The sequence below is a fragment of the Streptomyces sp. NPDC005899 genome, from assembly GCF_040629645.1.
Taxonomy (GTDB): domain Bacteria; phylum Actinomycetota; class Actinomycetes; order Streptomycetales; family Streptomycetaceae; genus Streptomyces.
Genome location: NZ_JBEXWB010000122.1, coordinates 1 through 16,576, shown reverse-complemented (window position 1 = coordinate 16,576; position 16,576 = coordinate 1). Strand labels below are relative to the sequence as shown.

Annotated in this window: 15 protein-coding genes and 1 pseudogene; 5 read left to right on the top strand and 11 right to left on the bottom strand. The window is 70.9% G+C overall.

Annotated features, from left to right (window positions below):
• Nucleotides 1-45 precede the first annotated feature (45 nt).
• The 4 genes from ABZ371_RS16190 to ABZ371_RS16175 all read right to left on the bottom strand — a co-directional run bounded on the left by ABZ371_RS16190 (nt 46) and on the right by ABZ371_RS16175 (nt 2,705).
• Complete coding sequence (locus tag ABZ371_RS16190; RefSeq protein WP_062705208.1) at nt 46-249, bottom strand: cold-shock protein; 204 nt, start codon at nt 247-249, stop codon at nt 46-48.
• A 338-nt stretch (nt 250-587) separates the two neighbouring features.
• Nucleotides 588-839 (bottom strand): hypothetical protein, encoded by a 252-nt coding sequence (locus ABZ371_RS16185; RefSeq protein ID WP_358679292.1) that lies wholly within the window; start codon nt 837-839, stop codon nt 588-590.
• Between the two features lie 64 nt (nt 840-903).
• On the bottom strand, nt 904-1,497 hold the full coding sequence (locus ABZ371_RS16180) for a hemerythrin domain-containing protein (RefSeq protein WP_358679289.1): 594 nt from the start codon (nt 1,495-1,497) through the stop codon (nt 904-906).
• Between the two features lie 8 nt (nt 1,498-1,505).
• Nucleotides 1,506-2,705, bottom strand: coding sequence for a hypothetical protein (locus ABZ371_RS16175; RefSeq protein ID WP_358679287.1), 1,200 nt, complete (start codon nt 2,703-2,705; stop codon nt 1,506-1,508).
• Between the two features lie 452 nt (nt 2,706-3,157).
• Between ABZ371_RS16175 and ABZ371_RS16170 the strand changes: the two are divergent.
• Nucleotides 3,158-3,322, top strand: a pseudogene (locus tag ABZ371_RS16170) (DUF6098 family protein); the annotation flags it as partial.
• A gap of 20 nt (nt 3,323-3,342) precedes the next feature.
• Here ABZ371_RS16170 and ABZ371_RS16165 read toward each other — a convergent pair.
• From ABZ371_RS16165 to ABZ371_RS16150, 4 genes are all read right to left on the bottom strand, one after another.
• Entirely contained in the window at nt 3,343-4,032 is a 690-nt protein-coding gene (locus ABZ371_RS16165) for a hemerythrin domain-containing protein (protein WP_358679284.1), read from the bottom strand.
• 130 nt (nt 4,033-4,162) lie between these two features.
• Nucleotides 4,163-4,594, bottom strand: a complete 432-nt coding sequence (locus tag ABZ371_RS16160; protein WP_358679281.1) for an SPW repeat protein — start codon at nt 4,592-4,594, stop codon at nt 4,163-4,165.
• Nucleotides 4,595-4,865: 271 nt separating this feature from the next.
• Nucleotides 4,866-6,599, bottom strand: coding sequence for a cytochrome c oxidase subunit I (gene ctaD / locus ABZ371_RS16155; RefSeq protein WP_358679279.1), 1,734 nt, complete (start codon nt 6,597-6,599; stop codon nt 4,866-4,868).
• Between the two features lie 365 nt (nt 6,600-6,964).
• A complete protein-coding gene (locus ABZ371_RS16150) occupies nt 6,965-7,339 on the bottom strand; it encodes a hypothetical protein (RefSeq protein ID WP_358679277.1) in 375 nt (124 codons plus the stop codon).
• A gap of 101 nt (nt 7,340-7,440) precedes the next feature.
• Here ABZ371_RS16150 and sigJ point away from each other — a divergent pair, with 101 nt between their 5' ends.
• Together sigJ and thpR are read left to right on the top strand one after the other, a co-directional pair.
• A complete protein-coding gene (gene sigJ, locus ABZ371_RS16145) occupies nt 7,441-8,331 on the top strand; it encodes an RNA polymerase sigma factor SigJ (RefSeq protein ID WP_358679274.1) in 891 nt (296 codons plus the stop codon).
• Between the two features lie 255 nt (nt 8,332-8,586).
• Nucleotides 8,587-9,171, top strand: coding sequence for an RNA 2',3'-cyclic phosphodiesterase (gene thpR / locus ABZ371_RS16140; RefSeq protein WP_358679271.1), 585 nt, complete (start codon nt 8,587-8,589; stop codon nt 9,169-9,171).
• A 339-nt stretch (nt 9,172-9,510) separates the two neighbouring features.
• Here thpR and ABZ371_RS16135 read toward each other — a convergent pair whose 3' ends face one another.
• Entirely contained in the window at nt 9,511-11,769 is a 2,259-nt protein-coding gene (locus tag ABZ371_RS16135) for an FhaA domain-containing protein (protein ID WP_358679269.1), read from the bottom strand.
• Between the two features lie 1,097 nt (nt 11,770-12,866).
• On the opposite strand from ABZ371_RS16135, the gene ABZ371_RS16130 reads away from it, so the two are divergent.
• Nucleotides 12,867-13,772, top strand: coding sequence for an NAD-dependent protein deacetylase (locus ABZ371_RS16130; RefSeq protein WP_358679266.1), 906 nt, complete (start codon nt 12,867-12,869; stop codon nt 13,770-13,772).
• Between the two features lie 70 nt (nt 13,773-13,842).
• Here the strand turns inward: ABZ371_RS16130 and ABZ371_RS16125 are convergent, their stop codons facing one another.
• Both ABZ371_RS16125 and ABZ371_RS16120 read right to left on the bottom strand, forming a co-directional pair.
• Nucleotides 13,843-14,550, bottom strand: coding sequence for a phenylalanine--tRNA ligase beta subunit-related protein (locus ABZ371_RS16125; protein WP_358679263.1), 708 nt, complete (start codon nt 14,548-14,550; stop codon nt 13,843-13,845).
• Nucleotides 14,551-14,895: 345 nt separating this feature from the next.
• A complete protein-coding gene (locus tag ABZ371_RS16120; RefSeq protein ID WP_358679260.1) occupies nt 14,896-15,732 on the bottom strand; it encodes an EamA family transporter in 837 nt (278 codons plus the stop codon).
• Between the two features lie 118 nt (nt 15,733-15,850).
• On the opposite strand from ABZ371_RS16120, the gene ABZ371_RS16115 reads away from it, so the two are divergent.
• A complete protein-coding gene (locus ABZ371_RS16115; protein WP_358679257.1) occupies nt 15,851-16,435 on the top strand; it encodes an XRE family transcriptional regulator in 585 nt (194 codons plus the stop codon).
• The last annotated feature ends 141 nt before the right edge of the window (nt 16,436-16,576 follow it).

Here is a 16,576-nt window from a genome sequence, read left to right as displayed (position 1 = left end):
CACGCTGCCCGCCCTCTTCCGGGCGGGCAGCGTGCCGGGCCGAGGTCAGGCCGGAGTGATGTTCTCCGCCTGCGGGCCCTTCTGCCCCTGGGTGACGTCGAAGTTCACCTTCTGCCCCTCCTGCAGCTCACGGAAGCCTTGAGCCGCGATGTTCGAGTAGTGGGCGAAGACGTCCGGCCCGCCGCCGTCCTGCTCGATGAACCCGAATCCCTTTTCCGCGTTGAACCACTTGACGGTTCCAGTAGCCATTCTTCGCCCTCCATGACGACGAGAGGTGGGTGCCGCACGACTGAGGCACCGGTGGTCGTGGACGGCCCTGATCCTCCGTACCCGTGCACGGCGACGCCGGCTCGCGGGGCTCCGAGAACCATGACCGACCGGAAGCGAACGGTACCCAGGAGTTCCGTCTCCGTGGCTGATCGCCACGTCGGTGAGCGGCCGCGGTGCGGCCGAAGTAACCCGACCTGTCGAACGGCAGACGGCCTACCTGGACACGGCAGGCCCGCGGCTGACGTGACCGTCCACGGTCCCGGCGGCAGAGAAGGGCCCACCACCCCGGGCGCGAACGCTGCGGGGTGGCGGGGTGTTCAGGCGCCGAGCTTGCCGACGGCGTCGCGTAACGAAGCCGCCAGCTGCTGCACAGCCTGTGGCGTGGGCGCGGACGTGCCCAGCCGGTCCACGAGTTCCCCCCGGGAGACGAGAACCGCCGCCCCCCGGAAGGTGTCGCTGTCGAGCTCGGCGGGCCCGGCGATCCGCGCCCGGCCCTCCATGAGGACCAGGGCTGCCGTGTCCTCCGTCCGGTCCAGGAGTTCCCGGACCAGAGCCTCGTCGATCACCACGCGTGCCTCCGTACTCCTACCCGTGCTTGTGCCGGCACGGTCTGCCGCCCGGCCGGCACGGCGATCATCCGTCCTTGCCCATGGCCTTGCGCACCGTGTCCTTGGTGCGGTCCATCAGCGCGGACACAGGCCCGAGCGCCATGTTGGCGGCACCCGATTCCACGCCTGGGTGCGGCCGGGTGGGTGCCATGGCCTCCGCGGCCTTGACCGCCTTGGCCATGGCCGCCAGGTTCGTGACGTCGGTACTGCGCCGGATGTGGGTGAACTCGTAGCGTTCCTCCGCCCTGGCGTGTTGCTGCACGTCGGTGCGCAAAGCCATCAGGCGTGGCAGGAACTCCGGGCTCTCGGTGTCCATGTCCTCGAGGGCGGCCAGCGTCTCCTTGGCGGCGCGTTCCTCGGCCAGCCGGTCCTCGACGACCTGCTCCCCTCCCGGCAGACCCCGACGCGCGAAGGGATGGACGACCTCCTCCTCGGCCGTCTCGTGCACCGCCAGGAGCCGGACGAGCCGGCGGAAGGCGTCGCGCCGGGCATCCCCCCGGCTCTGTTCCACCTCGTCGAAGAGGTTGCGGATGTCACCGTGCTGCCGCATGAGCAGGGCGACCACGTCGTTGTCCGCTGCCAGGTCGTCACCGGCGTGCGGGGTCCCGGATTCCGGCATGGTGTCCCTCACTTCTCGCGCATGGCGGGGTCGGGGTGCTCACCCTCGGACTGCACCCGGTACTCGCGGCCGAACATCGCGTCGTGCTCCGCCATGACCCGCTCGCTGGGGGGCTCCTCACCCCCGTGGATCTGCTCCTGCATCGTCTCGAACCGCTCGTGGGCCTCACGCACGTAGCCGGCGCCGAGCGTGGTGAGGTCCATCTGGGTGTCGAGCAGCTCACGCAGGTACGCCTTGTTCGGCTCGAACGTCAGGACGTTCGGCAGCTCGGGCGCGAGCACCGACTCCGGGTCACGGCCATCATGACGGCGCATCAGGTCGCAGGCGATGTGCAGGTGTTCGAGTTCCATGTTCAGGTGCAGTTCCCAGATCGACTTCACCCTGGGGTCGCTCTCCTGCTCCATGAACGAGTGGTACAGGTAGCACTCGTTGTACTCGTGGTTGACCAGCTGCTCCCACCACGTCTCCCCGGGGTCCACGAGGGACTCGTAGTGGGTGACGTGCTCCTCCTCGATGAGCCCGATCTCCTGGTAAAGCTGGCGGGCGATGGGCTCCATGTAGGTGGGCCCGGTGTTCATGTAGAAGTTCATCGTCTGCTGCTCCGCCGACATGATCGTCAACGCGTGCAGCTTGGACAGCGGGTTGGTCTCGTCCTTGGCGTAGGGGTCGCGGACGTTGTCGTACGGGTCGCGGTGGTGGTACTTCGTCGGGCGGCCCGGCATGACCTCGGTCAGCCCGTCGACGATCGACTCCGCCTTGCGGTGCTCGATCATCTCGTACAGGTTCGCGTACCGGTACAGGTGGTCGAAGTCCTCCAGCACCCCGAACTGGTACGCCTGCTTCAGATAGGGGTCCGGCTCCATGCGTGCGACCCAGGCGGTGAGGTCGACGGCGACCTGTTCGTACGCGATCGTCGTCTCGAGCACCGATGAGACACCGGGGAGCAGCCAGTTCACCACTTTCTGCTGCTGCGCCTCGATGTAACGCGTGCGCGCCAGTGTGCGCTTGATCTCGGGGTCGGGACAATGCCGTGCCAGCTGGTGGCTGAACATGATCGCCTCGACCTCGATGCCGTTCATCGTGATGACGCGGCACCGGGTGTACGGGTCACAGCGGTCGGGGTCGAGGGGCTTCACGTTGAGCTCACGCCAGTTGCGCAGTTGCCTGTCCAGCGGGATTCCCCGCTGCTCGAGCGGATTGAACGTCACCGGAGTTCTCCTCGATGCGACGGTGGGTTGACGGAGTACCCCCGTGAAGACGATCCGGTCCGCCGAATCCGCAGGGCACCACCCGCCCATGCTCGGCGTCGGCCACAGGGGCCGCTACCGCACACGCCCGGTCAGCCGTACGGCCAACCTGAATGACGCAGTCGGCTGACCGACCGGCACGGAGATCTCCGCATGTATGACCGGTTACCCGTTCGCCCCGCGGTATGCGTGGAGTGCGCCCGTTCCGGTCTTCCCCGACGCCGGCAGTTATCGGGGGCGTGGGCGGGGAACATGTGCACAGTCGGTCCGGCCGCCTCTCCCGCGCCACGGACAGCGGCGGACGGCACCGGAAGACCGGAGATCAGCGGCATACGGGTCCCGCGCCCCGGGCACCTGCCGCCAGTTGTCCACAAGCCCTACCGGGCCCGTCAGGGAAAGGCCGACCTCGAGGAATGACGAGTGGCGCAGAGCTGATGCCGGTGTTCCGCACTCTGGAAGCGTTGGCGGAGTTGGTCACCCGGCGCCGCGGACTCTACGTCCGCTGGTCGCGCGGCCCCGTGCCGGATCTCGAGGCCGTCTCCAGCAGGGACGAGCTCACCGGTGTGCCCCTGCCGGGGTCCCGGGGACGGCGTCCGGCCTACCGGTCGCCCTGCCGGCGCCGGTGGTCGGTGCGCAGCAGCCGGAGCGCGAGGGCTGCCGCACAGAGTGCCAGGGCCGCGTTGCGCAGATGGGTGGCGCGGGCGCCGGCGGGTGCCAGGTCGCGTATCCGGTCGAAGGGGCTGAGGGGCACTCCCAGCAGGACGTTGCCGGGAGGGCGGCGAGGCACCGCGGGATGCGGGTGGGTGGGGGCGGTGCGTCGTACGGTCTCCCAGGTGGCGCCGATCCGGCGCAGCTCCTCGGCTTCCATGGCCTCCTGGAGCCTGGGGAGCAGCAGGTCCTCCTCGTCACGGATGTCCTGGCGGATGAGACCGAAGGCGCGGATGACGAGGAGCTCGTGGGTGTCGGAGCCGGGGTCCGTGCGTTCGAGCTCGGCCACGAGTTCGTTGATCTCCTGGTGTTCCCTCTCGACCCTCGATGTCAGTTCCTCACCGTCGGGCGCCAGCCGCCTCAGGAGCGGCCAGAGCACGGTCTCCTCGGCGAAGGCGTGACTGAAGGTGAGTTGGACGATGTCCTTGAGCACACCCAGCCGGTCGTGGGCCGACTCCTCGGAGGACTCGTAGAGGTTCATCAGCCGATCGAGTTCGGCGTGGTCACGGCGTTGACGCACCAGAATGCTGGTCTCACCGCCGAGAGCGGCGGGACTCTGTCCTGCGATAGAAGCGCACATGGAAGTGTGTCCTCGTTCGTCGCATCGGGTGTCATCGCGTCCAGCTGTGCGGGGGCCGCAGGCGGCGCCCCGCCGTCCGGGCCGGCAGATCGCCCGTGACCCGGGCGGCGGTCGCCCTCGCCTCGGCGCGTCAGGCTTGGCGTTCCTTGCGGCGCAGTACGGAGCGGAGGAGCATCGAAGCGACGGCCAGGACGAGCAGTACCGTGCCCGCGGCGACATCGAAGACGTGCGCGCCGTCGAAGACCTCGGTGTTCTGCAGTCGGAGCAGCCATGGCGAGGCGACCAGCCACGCGCCGGACAGCAGGATGATCCAGTCCGACCATCTGCCGATGTGACCGCTCAGTCGCGTGATCGCGACCAGGAGGACGAGGATGGCGATGCCGACCTCGCTGCGGTGGATGTCCTTGGCGGAGTCCGGATAGTCGCCCCCGACCCACGGCGCGACGCACAGGGCGATGCCGGTGAGGAACATGAGCCCGCTGATGATCTGTTCACGCCACCCGTGAAGCAGCACGTGCCGGCCGGCCGAGCCGTGGGGTGGAGATACCGCGCTGGTGGCCATGGGTTCCCCTCTCCGCATGGTGCACCGGAAGCGCACCGGAAGGCCTGAACGCAGAACACTCCCATTATCGGGTCCGTCCCACGTTCGGGCGAGGCGGGCACGGACGGCCGCCACCGGCCCCGATCACGTCACCGGCCCCGCCGCGACAAGCCGTGCGTCACGCGAGCCCGCCGTCAGCGCCTGTACGTGGGGAAGCCGCCGCCGGAAACCGTGCGAGCTGGTGGAATCCGGCGGCAGCGTCCAGGCGCGAGGTGTCGCGAGGCCGCGAGCCTCACCTGTCGTCGCGGTCCTTGCCCAGCGGGTGCGCGACGCCCTTTCCGGGTTCGATGACGTCCCGCCGGCCGGCGTGCCTGGCCTCCTCCAGCTGGGCGATGGCGGGGTAGTGCAGGTCGAATGCCGGTGATTCCGAGCGGACCTTGGGCAGGGTGACGAAATTGTGCCGGGGGGGCGGGCAGGAGGTGGCCCATTCCAGGGAGCGGCCGTAGCCCCAGGGGTCGTCGACCTGGAGGCGCTTTCCGGTCTGCGCGGTCTTCCACACGTTGTAGATGAAGGGAAGCGTGGAGGCACCCAGCAGGAACGCGCCGATGGAGGAGAGGGTGTTCAGCGCCGTGAAGCCGTCGGCCGCCAGGTAGTCGGCGTAACGGCGGGGCATGCCCTCCGCGCCGAGCCAGTGCATCACGAGGAAGGTCAGGTGGAAGCCGACGAACAGTGTCCAGAAGTGGATCTTGCCGAGGCGTTCGTCGAGCATGGTGCCGGTCATCTTGGGCCACCAGAAGTAGAACCCGGCGAATGTCGCGAAGACGACCGTGCCGAAGACGACGTAGTGGAAGTGGGCCACGACGAAGTAGCTGTCGGTGACGTGGAAATCCAAGGGGGGCGAGGCCAGGATGACCCCTGTCAGACCGCCGAAGAGGAACGTCACGAGAAACCCGATCGACCACAGCATGGGTGTCTCGAAGGACAGCGACCCCTTCCACATGGTGCCGATCCAGTTGAAGAACTTCACTCCCGTCGGTACGGCGATGAGGAAGGTCATGAAGGAGAAGAACGGAAGCAGTACCGCTCCGGTCGCGAACATGTGGTGGGCCCACACGGTCAGGGAGAGGCCGGAGATGGCGATGGTCGCGCTGACCAGGCCCACGTATCCGAACACCGGCTTACGGGAGAAGACCGGAAGGATCTCGGTGACGATGCCGAAGAACGGGAGGGCGATGATGTAGACCTCGGGATGCCCGAAGAACCAGAACAGGTGCTGCCACAGGAGCGCGCCACCGTTCTCGGGGTTGAACACCTGCGCGCCGAAGCGCCGGTCGGCCTCCAGGACCAGCAGAGCCGCGGCCAGGATGGGGAACGCGAACAGGACCAGCACGGACGTCAGGAGGACGTTCCACGTGAAGATCGGCATGCGGAACATCGTCATGCCCGGACCGCGCATGCAGATGATCGTCGTGATGAAGTTGACCGCGCCGAGAATGGTGCCGAATCCGGCCAGCGCCAGGCCCATGACCCACATGTCGCCCCCGACATAGGGCGTGCGCTCGCCGCCGCTGAGCGGCGTGTACGCGGTCCAGCCGAAGTCCGCCGCGCCCTGTGTCGTCATCAGACTGCTGAGGACGATGAGGCCGCCGAAGAGGAACAGCCAGAACGACAGCATATTCAGCCGCGGAAAGGCCACATCGGGGGCCCCGATCTGCAACGGCATGATGGCGTTGGCGAATCCGGCGAACGTGGGAGTCGCGAAGAGCAGCAGCATGATCGTGCCGTGCAGGGTGAACGTCTGGTTGTACTGCTCCGAGGAAAGGATCTGCAGCCCCGGGCGAGCCAGCTCCGCCCGCAGCAGCAGCGCCATCACACCACCGACGAGGAAGAAGAAGAACGACGCGATCAGATACAGGTGACCGATCTTCTTGTGGTCCGTCGTGGTCAACCAGCTGATGACGACATGGCCCGCTCCTCTGCCTTTGACAGGTACCAAGGTGGACGGCTCGGTGGTGGACAAGCTCATACGGGTACTCCCCTGCGGGCAATGGAATAGCAGTTCGAGCACATAGCACGTGCCCACTAACCGCCGAGTGATGACACTCCCTATCTACCTGGCCGAAGGGCATTCCGCCCGCCTATGCACCCGGCGCGTACGGGTGACACGCCGGTGGCGGCACGGGGTGGCGAATCGTCACCGGTTGTGCGGGAAGGCCGGCCGTGCGCCGTGAGGGGGGACCGAGCGCGGCGTACGCCGAGGACGGTGCCCCGGCGCACCTTGGAGGACTCCGGGTCGGGCCCCGTCCCCTCATTCCACCCGGATCCGGGCCATACCCCCGACGCGCCCGGCGCCGCCACGGCCGGTGCCCCGCCCGGCAGGTCTGCCGGCGGTCACCGCGCCTCCCGGCGCCGCGCCAGTGCCAGGACGCTGAGTCCGAACATCAGGACGCCGAGCGGCAGGTGGACGGACGGTACGTGTGCGATGCCGAGCACGACCTGGACGGAGGCGAGGACGAGGAAGCCGGTGGCGTGCAGGATCGGCCGGGGCGAGCCGCCTCCCGGCTTCCACGCCAGAACCGCGGCCAGCAGGTACAGCATCGACGCGCCGTACATCACGCGCGCACCGACACTGTGCAGCGTCTCCCCGTAGGACGAGGACAGCAGCAGTCCGGCAGAGACCGCCTGGAGGAAGATGGTGAGGGTCTGGAGGGCGATCGCCGTCTGCAGAAACGTGAGCCGGCGCTGTGCCGTGGCCTGGGTCGTCATGCCGAGGTCCCCTTTTCCGCCCGGGGGCAGTAGATCGATAGGCTCTCACCAGCCCGACGACGCGGGCCTGCGAAAGGTAAGGCGAGGGGGCGGTCGGGCACGTGGGGACGCCGGGGAGCGTCAGCGGGACAGCCGGTGAGCGGCGGCAACTCCTGAACGTCGCCTACCGGTTGCTCGGGTCGCTGGCCGAGGCCGAGGACGCTGTACAGGAGGCGTACGCACGCTGGTACGCGCTGCCGGGCGGCCGGCGGGACGAGATCCTGTCCCCCGGTGCCTGGCTGACGACTGTCACCGGCCGTATATGTCTGGACGTGCTCGGCTCGGCGCGGGTGCGGCGGGAGCGCTACGTGGGCGCCTGGTTGCCGGATCCGCTGCCGGACCGCGCGGAACAGGGGCACGGACGCGGCGCCGACCCGGCCGACCAGATGATCCTGGACGAGTCGGTGACCATGGCCTTCCTCGTCGTCCTGGAGTCGATGACCCCGGCGGAGCGGGTGGCGTTCGTCCTGCACGACGTCTTCCGGTACCCCTTCGCCGAGATCGCCGGCATCCTCGGCCGGTCCCCCGCGGCCTGCAAGCAGCTCGCGGCCTCCGCGCGGCGGCGGGTACGCGTCACCGGGCCGCCGGTGCGGGCGGCGGGGCAGGGTGAGGTGGTGCGGCAGGTCAAGGAGGCCTGGGAGACGAAGGACATCCCGGCCCTCGTCGATCTCCTCGCCCCCGCGGCCGTGATGACCGCCGACGGCGGCGGCATGGTCGGGACCGTCCTGCGCCCGGTCGAGGGCGGTGCGCGCATCGCCCGGTACATGGTCTCCATCGCCGACAGGGCTCCGGGACTCGAACTCCTGGAGCGGTCGGTCAACGGCATGCCGGGCCTGGTGGCCAGGCGTGGCGACGCGGTCATGACCGTGGCCTCGTTCGAAGTCGTCGACAGTCGCGTCACCCGCATCTGGGTGGTTCGCAATCCGGAGAAGCTGCGGCCGTGGGGGGTGTGAGAGCCCGGCGGAGGGGCACTGCGGCGCCGCGCCGCCACGACGAAGGTGCGGCGGGTGGCCCGTGCGGCCGGCCGTCGGCCTGGCGTGGGACGGTCACGCACTGCCGCCCCGGGTTCCCGGTGCAAGGCCCGAACGGCAGCCGTCCCGGGGATCCGCGCAGGAGGGCGCCCCGCGGCCTCGGGCCGCCGTACACCCCGTGCACCCCGTGGGCGGTCGTGGGCACGGCGGCCGGCGCCGGTGGTGTACGAATTCCTGGTGAACGAACGAGTCCGGCCCGCGAACGTGCGCGCCTTCATAGCCCTTGCCCCGCCCGACGACGCGAAGGACGAGCTCGCCCGAGCGCTGCGACCCGCTTATGAGGCGTACCCCGGCCTGCGGTGGAACCGCATCGAGGACTGGCATGTGACCCTGGCGTTCCTCGGGGAGCTTCCGGCGTCGGCGGTCTCGCTGCTGCGGCCACCGCTCGCGGCCCTCGCAGCGGGTCGCCGGTCCCTGCGCCTGGCTCTGCGGGGCGGTGGGCACTTCGACGAGCGGGTGCTGTGGAGCGGGATCGACGGGGACCTGGACGGACTGCGGCTGCTCGCCGTGGAGGTGCGGGCCCTGGCCGAGGAACACGGAGTCGCGTACACCGCCAGGCCGCTGAACCCTCACCTGACTCTCGCCCGTGCCCGTCGCGGTGATGTCTCGGGCGCGGTCCAGGCCGCCGCGGGACTGTCCGCCTTCACCGGTCGCACCTGGCGGGCCGAGCGTCTGCATCTGGTCGCCAGCACCCCCCTCGGCGGCCCAGGCCCGCTCCGTTACCGCGATGTCGCGGCATGGCCTTTCGGCGGCACGGATTGAACGGCAATGGTGGCGGTACGCACGGTCGCGCCGTCGGGAACAGCGGGGCGGCGGGCGCGGTAGGCGGGGTCCCCCGGCCGGACGGGGCGCCGGTCACCCCGGCGCCCCGTGTCGGTGCCGCCCGTCCGGGGACGGGCCTGACCGGCGGGCACGACCGTGCACCGGCCACTTCGTGACGGTCAAGGCGCAGCCCGCGATACCTGCGGACTCACTCGTGCCCGGCCGCAGACGCCCGGCAGGCCGCACACGCGATACGCGCTCTGGGGCCGCCCGGAGAGCTGGGGCGAGCCCGGCCGGTATGGCTGTCGCCCCCCGCCGGTGGGCCGCGCGGGCCGGCGGTCAGCCCCAGGCGGGCGCCGAGAAGACGCTGGCCGAGTTGTATCCGGAGTGGGGAAGAGCGGGCCAGCCCGCGGGCTCCGGCTGGGTCCGGTGGAAGTCCGCGGCCACGAGTGTGGCCAGGTTGAAGTACGCCTCCCGGGTCTGCGGCTTCATCTTGGCCAGGTCGACCTCCGCGCCCGCGGCAAGGTGTTCGTCGAAGGGGACGACGACCACGCCCCGGCACCGGGCACGGAAGTGGGCCACGACCTGGTCCAGCTTGACCATCTTGCTGGTCTTGCGGGCCTCGGACACCACGGTGATGCTTCGCTGCACCAGATCCGCGTAGCCGTGGGCGTTGAGCCAGTCCAGGGTCGTGCTGGCGCTGGCGGCGCCGTCCACAGTGGACGTGGCGACGACGATCAGCTGATCCGCGAGGTCGAGGACGCCGCCCATCGCGCTGTGCAGGAGACCGGTGCCCGAGTCCGTGAGGATGATCGGGTAGTGCTGCCCCAGGCAGTCCACGACCTGGCGGTAGTCCGCGTCGTCGAACGCGGTGGAGATGGCGGGGTCCACGTCGTTGGCGAGGACCTCCAGCCCGCTCGGAGCCTGGGAGGTGTAGCGGCGTACCGCCATGTAGTTGGGCACGTTCGGGATGTCCGCCACCAGGTCACGGATGGTCGCGCTCGTCTCCCTGCGCACCCGGCGGCTGAGCGTGCCGGCGTCGGGGTTCGCGTCGATGGCCACGACCCTGTCCTGTCGCTCGGTCGCCAGCACCGATCCCAGGGCGGTCGTGGTGGTCGTCTTGCCGACCCCGCCTTTCAGGCTGATGACGGCGATCTTGTAGCAGTCCATGACCGGGGTGCGGAGCACGACCAGTTTCTGCTGCCGCACCTTCTCGGCGTTCTTCCCACCGATGCGCAGCTTCCTGAGACCGCCGCGCACGCCGGCCCCGCTGCGCAGGAGGCGGTCGGAGGAGAGCTCGACCGAGGAGCTGTGTCCGAGGCCGCCGCCATGCCCCGTCTGGGGCGGGTAGGCAGCTCGCGCCCGCTGGCCGGGCGGAGGGCCGTCGACGAACCGCGACTGCCTGCTCCATCCGGGGTACGGGCGCGGTGAAGCGGTCTCGCCCCCGTGGGCCGCCGGCACACCGCCCGGACGCTGCGGCCGGTATGCGCGGGACATCGTTCCGTCGGACGTTCCGGCAGGCGACCGCGGGTCCCTCGGTGCGGCGGCGTCGGACTCGGCAGCGGCGTCCCGGTCCGGCGTCGCGCGACCCAGGAGTGCGTCCGCACCGTCGCGGCCCTCGTCGGGCACAGGGTGGTTGACGCCGAATGCACTGCCATTAGTCATACTGTTCAGTCCTTTCGATGATCTTGGGGAGTTGGTGGGGACAGCGTCGGCGCGTCGGCGGCGGGATGCTTCCGCCGTCGTTCTACCGTGTGCACGTGGATGGTGGCTCGGGTCTTCGCTGGAGCGGTCCTGGACAGCGGATACGGTCGCTCGAGGCTCGTCGGCCGTCAGGCACTGCCTTGCTTCGGACAGTGCGCCGCTCGGCCGGTCGGCGCCCACCGCTGCGCGGTCGTCGGACGGGGCCGGGCGCCTGTGCGGGTGACTCGGTGGTCCCTGCCCGGACGGCAGCAGTTCGGGAGCGTCGGCTCCCTTCGGCCGGGGCGGCTGCGTGCTCCGGAGGTCCGACGGCGCGATGAGCGTACGAGCGTCGCTCCGGACCAGCATGCCGTTGGCGTCGACCGACAGTTCGTGCTCCATGAGCTGCTGGACGTTGAGTACCTGCCTGCCCCCGCTCCGGGAGGACGGCGTCTGGTTCCGGGAGGCCGCCTGACCGTGACCGCCCCACTCGCGCGCGATCAGGGCACGGCGGTCGGCGGTCTCCATAGCCTGCAGGACGTCCGGCGGGATCTCGATCCGGCTCCTGACCCTGTACCGCCCGGTCGCGAGATCGTCCGCGCACTGCAACTGGACCTTCAGCGGGCCCACGAAGCAGTAGTTCTGGGATTCCGTGTACTCGCGCAGCGTCTGGACCAGCTCTTCGCCGAGCATGAGCAGACACGTACTGTGCAACGCGTGGTCGTCCGGGTTGAGTTCGATGACGAAGCAGTTGGGCACGACCGTGCGGTTCTGGCTCCAGATCCTGGCGTTGACGTCGCACTCGCGCCGCAGGGCCCCGACGAACTCCAGCGGCTGCACCGCGGACTTGAATGCTTTCGCGAAGGCTCCGTTGACCCACGCCTCGAAGCGCTGTTCCAGCTTGTCCAGCGTTCCCACTGTCAGCCTTCCAGTACGGATCGCCCGCCATCTGAGCGAAGGTGCGTTCACTGACTGGGAGTCTTTAGCCGGGTTCGAGCCATTTCTGCGGCGTGTCTGTGATATTCACTCGATCGTCTCCGCAGTCGCCCGTTTCGGCCCAGGGCAGGTCCGCCGCGCGGCCGCGCTCCAGGGCACACGGCGCCTCGAAGGACCGTTCGGCCGCCACGCCCGGATGGGGCGGGGCCGCCCCCGGAACGGCCGGGAAGTTCTACCCGTGGGCCCGTGGTGTGCGCGGCGTCCGGTCGATGCCCGGTGCCCGCCCTCCAGATCAGCGACGAGCGCGTCGAGCCAGACCTCCACATCGACCAACACCGGTAGCAGTGGCGACGGGACCGCCGCCGCCACGCCCGACGGGAGTGGCGTCAGCGGGACGCACACCCCGGCCGCCGGAAGTTCCGCCACCCACGAGACGGCGACCTCCACCGTCCACGGCCTGGCTCACCCAGCACAGGGCCGCGTCCGGGACGCCCCGCAGCTCGCCGGTCCGCGGCAGCCAGTAGGCGCCCGACCAGCAGGCGGACACCGTAGTCAAGGGCGGCGAGCCAGTCAGGGTCCCCCGCGGCGGCGGTACGCGGGGAAGGTTCGGCGCGGTACTGCGCGTAGGCGTCCGCCGTGATGCGGAGCCGGTGCCTGGTCAGACTGAGAAGCCGGTCGGTGCTCTCCTGTCCGGGCCGGGGCCCGGCCCGCCCCGCCGGGGTGGTGGGCCTGGCCCCCACCAGGGGTGCGTGTCGGCCGTTTCGGCATGGGTGATCGTCCCACGCAGCCCGCCCCGGCCCGTCCTGTGGGCTCGGGCGAAGCCCACGTCACCGAAGCGGCCGGGGCAGGGCGCGCACACGCCCGGTCGTCACGGTCGGGGACGGGTGGCGCCGGTCTTCCCCATGCGGCTCCTGCCCGCCTGCCGTGCCGGACGGACGTGCGCAGCAACTTCCTCGCGCATGCCGCGCAGGGGGCACCCGGGTTCCGGAGGGCGAGGCAGGCAGGCCGCACGGTGAGCACCGCGCACGGTGTGCCGGCGGTCAGACCGCTCGGGGCGGTGCCTTCCGTACCCTGGGGGCATGCGCATGCGCCCAACCCTGAGCTGGACCCCTACCGGCGACCTGTCGCCGGGCACCACGGACCTGCGTCCGGTCGCCGACGCCCTGAGCACCGGCGGCGTACTGGTGCTCAGTGGGGCGGGCATCTCCACGGAGTCGGGCATCCCCGACTACCGGGGCGAGGGCGGAAGCCTGAGCCGTCACACCCCGATGACGTATCAGGACTTCACCGCCGGTCTCCAGGCCCGGCGCCGGTACTGGGCCCGCAGTCATCTCGGCTGGCGCACGTTCGGCCGTGCCCGGCCCAACGCCGGCCACCGGGCCCTGGCCGCACTGGGGCGTCACGGCGCACTCGGCGGGGTGATCACCCAGAACGTCGACGGCTTGCACCAGGCCGCCGGCAGCGAGGATGTCGTGGAACTCCACGGGAGTCTCGGCCGGGTGGTCTGCCTGTCCTGCGGCGCCCGCAGTCCCCGCTCCGCACTCGCCGAGCGCCTGGCGAAGGCCAACGCGGGCTTCGACCCGGTGGCCGCCGCCATCAACCCCGACGGCGACGCGGACCTCACCGACGAGCAGGTGGGCGACTTCCGCGTGCTGCCCTGCACCGTCTGCGGCGGCATCCTCAAACCCGATGTGGTGTTCTTCGGCGAAGCCGTGCCCCACCTGCGGGTCGAGCACTGCCGGCAGCTGGTCCGCGAGGCGACCTCCCTGCTCGTCCTGGGGTCCTCCTTGACGGTGATGTCGGGTCTCCGGTTCGTCCGCCAGGCGGCGGAGGCCGGGAAACCGGTCCTGATCATCAACCGGGATCCGACCCGGGGCGATCGGCACGCTCTCGCCCGCGTCACGCTGCCCTTGGGGGCCGCGCTCACCACCCTGGCCGGCCGGCTCGGCGTCTCCCTCGACGGCGAGGTCGCCGAGGCCGGGTGATCCGGAGTCCGTGACGGCACCCGGGCTGCCGGAGCGCGCAGGCCGCCCGGCACCCCTGCTCGGCCCGCCCTCAGACGGTGACCTCGGGCCGGCCTCGGCCGAGGTGGTGCGCTTCGGTCCGTGCGGCATGCGGGCGCAGCAGCTCCCGCAGCTCGACGGCCGCGGTGCGCAGACGGTCGCCGTCACGGGTGGCGTGGAGTGTCTCCAGGACGAAGGCGACGTGTGCGGAGTCCTCGGTGACGCGCGTGCGGTGGGCGTCGCGGTGGTTCCAGTGGCGGGTCAGGACTCCGGTGGTGTCCGCGTAGACGATCTCCCCCGGCTCGGGGTGCTCCACGCTGCCGGGCTCGCCGAGCGGGGTGAACTCCTCGGTGCCGTCTGCGTACCGGATGTCGACCGCTCCGGTGACGCGGTCCAGGTCGAAGGCGCCCGCGGGAAGGCCGTGGCGTACGGAGACGGCGTTGTACGAATCGACGGGCGGGTTGATGCGCGGCAGGCTGCCCTTCTTCGCCAGCCGGCGGCCGAGGGCGTCGACGCTGGGGCGGATGCGACGGGGGTTGGTCCCGAAGGAGCGGTAGGCGGTGTGCCAGGCCTCGATCCGCGGATCGGACTCGTCGGCGGGCCGCCAGGTGCCTTCGGCGAGCTGTTCCTCCAGCTCCTGGAGGGCGACGGCGGTGGCGGGCCAGGCCTCGTGGCCGCGCAGGCCGGTCGCGGTGACCACGGCGATGAGGGTGTCGGGAAAGGCTTCCGCGACAGGTGGGGCGATGCGGAAAGTGGTCATGGTCGTCTCCGTGCTTGTGGGTGTGGGTGGGTGACGGGGCGGGCTCGGCCGTGCGCGGGGGGCTGTGCGAGCGGCGGAACAGGTGTCGGGGCAGTGGCGCTGCCGCCGGGCGGTGCCCTGGAGCAGGCGGGCCGTCGCGGCCCCGTTCGTGTCCGTCCGGGAGGCGCGCGGTGGTTCGGGCTGTTCCGGTCCTCCCGGTGGTTCTCGACGAGGCTCCCCCCGTACGTCGAAGGGCCGGTCGGCCTCCCTGTGGGGCCGTAGGGCTGCCCGCGGTCCACGGGAGGCACTCCGCGGAGGCCGGAGGCGGTCGTCGCACGGCCGCGATCCGGCGAGCCGCCCCACGGTTCAGGCGAGGGCGAGAAGGCTGACGGCGACGGCGGCGGTACCGAGCCCGGCCAGTTGACCGCGGTGTACGCGTTCCGCGAGTACGGCGCGTGCGAGCAGAACCGTGCCCGCCGGGTAGAGGGCGGTGATCACGGCGACGACGGCGAGGTCCCCGCTGCGTGCGGCGACCAGGAACAGCAGGTTCGCCACCGAGTCCAGCACGCCCGCCGCCGCGGACACGGCGTAGGCGGGCCGCTCGGAACCCAGCCTCCGGATCATCAGCCCCGCCGCGGCGAGGGTGACGGCGGATGAGACGGCCCGGCCCACGATCAGGGGCGCCACCCCGCTGTCCGAGGGCGTCTGGTTGAGGAAGACCAGTTGGAGGGCGATGGCGGCGCCGGCTCCGAGCGCCATCAGCAGCGCCGTACGGGAGGGCCGCGCAGACCCGGCGCCGCGGCCGGCGCTGACCATCACCACCGCCGCGAGCGCGAGCGGCAGGCCCACCAGTCCGGCCGCGCCGAGGTGTTCTCCCTGCAGCAGTCCCACCCCCACGGGGAGCACGGCCGACACCAGGGCGGTCACCGGCGAGAGTACGTTCATCGGCCCGATCGCCAGGGTGCGGTACAGCAGCGCGAACGCGGCGGCCGAAGCGACTCCGGAGGCGGCGCCCCAGCCGAGGGAGCCGGCGCCGAACGACGCTCCGAGCACGGGCCACAGCATCAGCTCGACGGCGAGCGAGGCCGGGGCCGCGATCATGACGGTGCGCAGCACGTGCGCCTTTCGGGCACCGAGTCCGCCGAGGAAGTCGGCGCACCCGTAGGCGAGCGAGCTGCCCAGGGCCAGCAGCAGAGCAATCACGGCAGATCCCTTACTATTCATCGGAACGACTGAACCGTACAACGAAGCGACCGCCTCATGTCAACCAAACGACCGTCTGGTGCATTCCAGTGGTCCACGTGCTCAGGATGGAGATCGGATGGCCGAGACGGACGCAGCCCTGCGGACGCTGGCCCACAACGTCAGGTCGGCCCGTACCCGGGCCGGGCTGTCCCTGGACGAGCTCGGCAGGCGCGCCAAGGTGAGCAAGGGCGCACTCGTCGCCCTGGAGCGGGCGCAGGGAAATCCGAACTTCGCGACGCTGGTCCGGCTGGCCGACACCCTGGGAGTATCCGTGTCGGCCCTCATGGAGGGACGGACGGAGGGGCGCGTCCGCGTCGTGGCCGCCGACTCGGTGACGCCGCTGTGGACCGGCGAACACGGCAGTGAGGCCCGGCTCATGCTGACGACCTCCGGCCCGGCTCCCACCGAGGTCTGGCGCTGGCGACTCCGGCCGGACGATGCCTACCCGAGCCACCCCCACCAGGCCGGGGTCGTGGAAACCGTCAGCGTCACGGCCGGCCGGATGATCCTCGTCGTCGACGGGACCGAGCACCCCGTCGAGGCAGGAGAGACCGCCACCTTCGACGGCGACGCGCCCCACACCTACCGCGGGACCGGCACCGAGACCTGCCACCTGATCATGACCGTCCACCTGCCGCCCGGTCCCGCCTCCACCGGCTGAACCGCGTGGGGGCGAGCGGCCGGGCATCCGTCCCTGCCGCCGGTCCTGCGTGCGGACGGACGGCCCGCGCCACGCTCACCGGCCGTGGGCGGCGGGCAGGAGCCGCCGCCCGGACGCCTGCCGCGAGGCGCGGCGGCAGGC

Bases quoted from the DNA above. Each gene is read 5' to 3' on its own strand.
- ABZ371_RS16190 (WP_062705208.1), bottom strand. From the start codon at position 249: ATGGCTACTGGAACCGTCAAGTGGTTCAACGCGGAAAAGGGATTCGGG.
- ABZ371_RS16180 (WP_358679289.1), bottom strand. From the start codon at position 1,497: ATGCCGGAATCCGGGACCCCGCACGCCGGTGACGACCTGGCAGCGGAC.
- ABZ371_RS16165 (WP_358679284.1), bottom strand. From the start codon at position 4,032: ATGTGCGCTTCTATCGCAGGACAGAGTCCCGCCGCTCTCGGCGGTGAG.
- ABZ371_RS16160 (WP_358679281.1), bottom strand. From the start codon at position 4,594: ATGGCCACCAGCGCGGTATCTCCACCCCACGGCTCGGCCGGCCGGCAC.
- ctaD (WP_358679279.1), bottom strand. From the start codon at position 6,599: ATGAGCTTGTCCACCACCGAGCCGTCCACCTTGGTACCTGTCAAAGGC.
- ABZ371_RS16150 (WP_358679277.1), bottom strand. From the start codon at position 7,339: ATGACGACCCAGGCCACGGCACAGCGCCGGCTCACGTTTCTGCAGACG.
- ABZ371_RS16130 (WP_358679266.1), top strand. From the start codon at position 12,867: ATGCGCATGCGCCCAACCCTGAGCTGGACCCCTACCGGCGACCTGTCG.
- ABZ371_RS16125 (WP_358679263.1), bottom strand. From the start codon at position 14,550: ATGACCACTTTCCGCATCGCCCCACCTGTCGCGGAAGCCTTTCCCGAC.
- ABZ371_RS16115 (WP_358679257.1), top strand. From the start codon at position 15,851: ATGGCCGAGACGGACGCAGCCCTGCGGACGCTGGCCCACAACGTCAGG.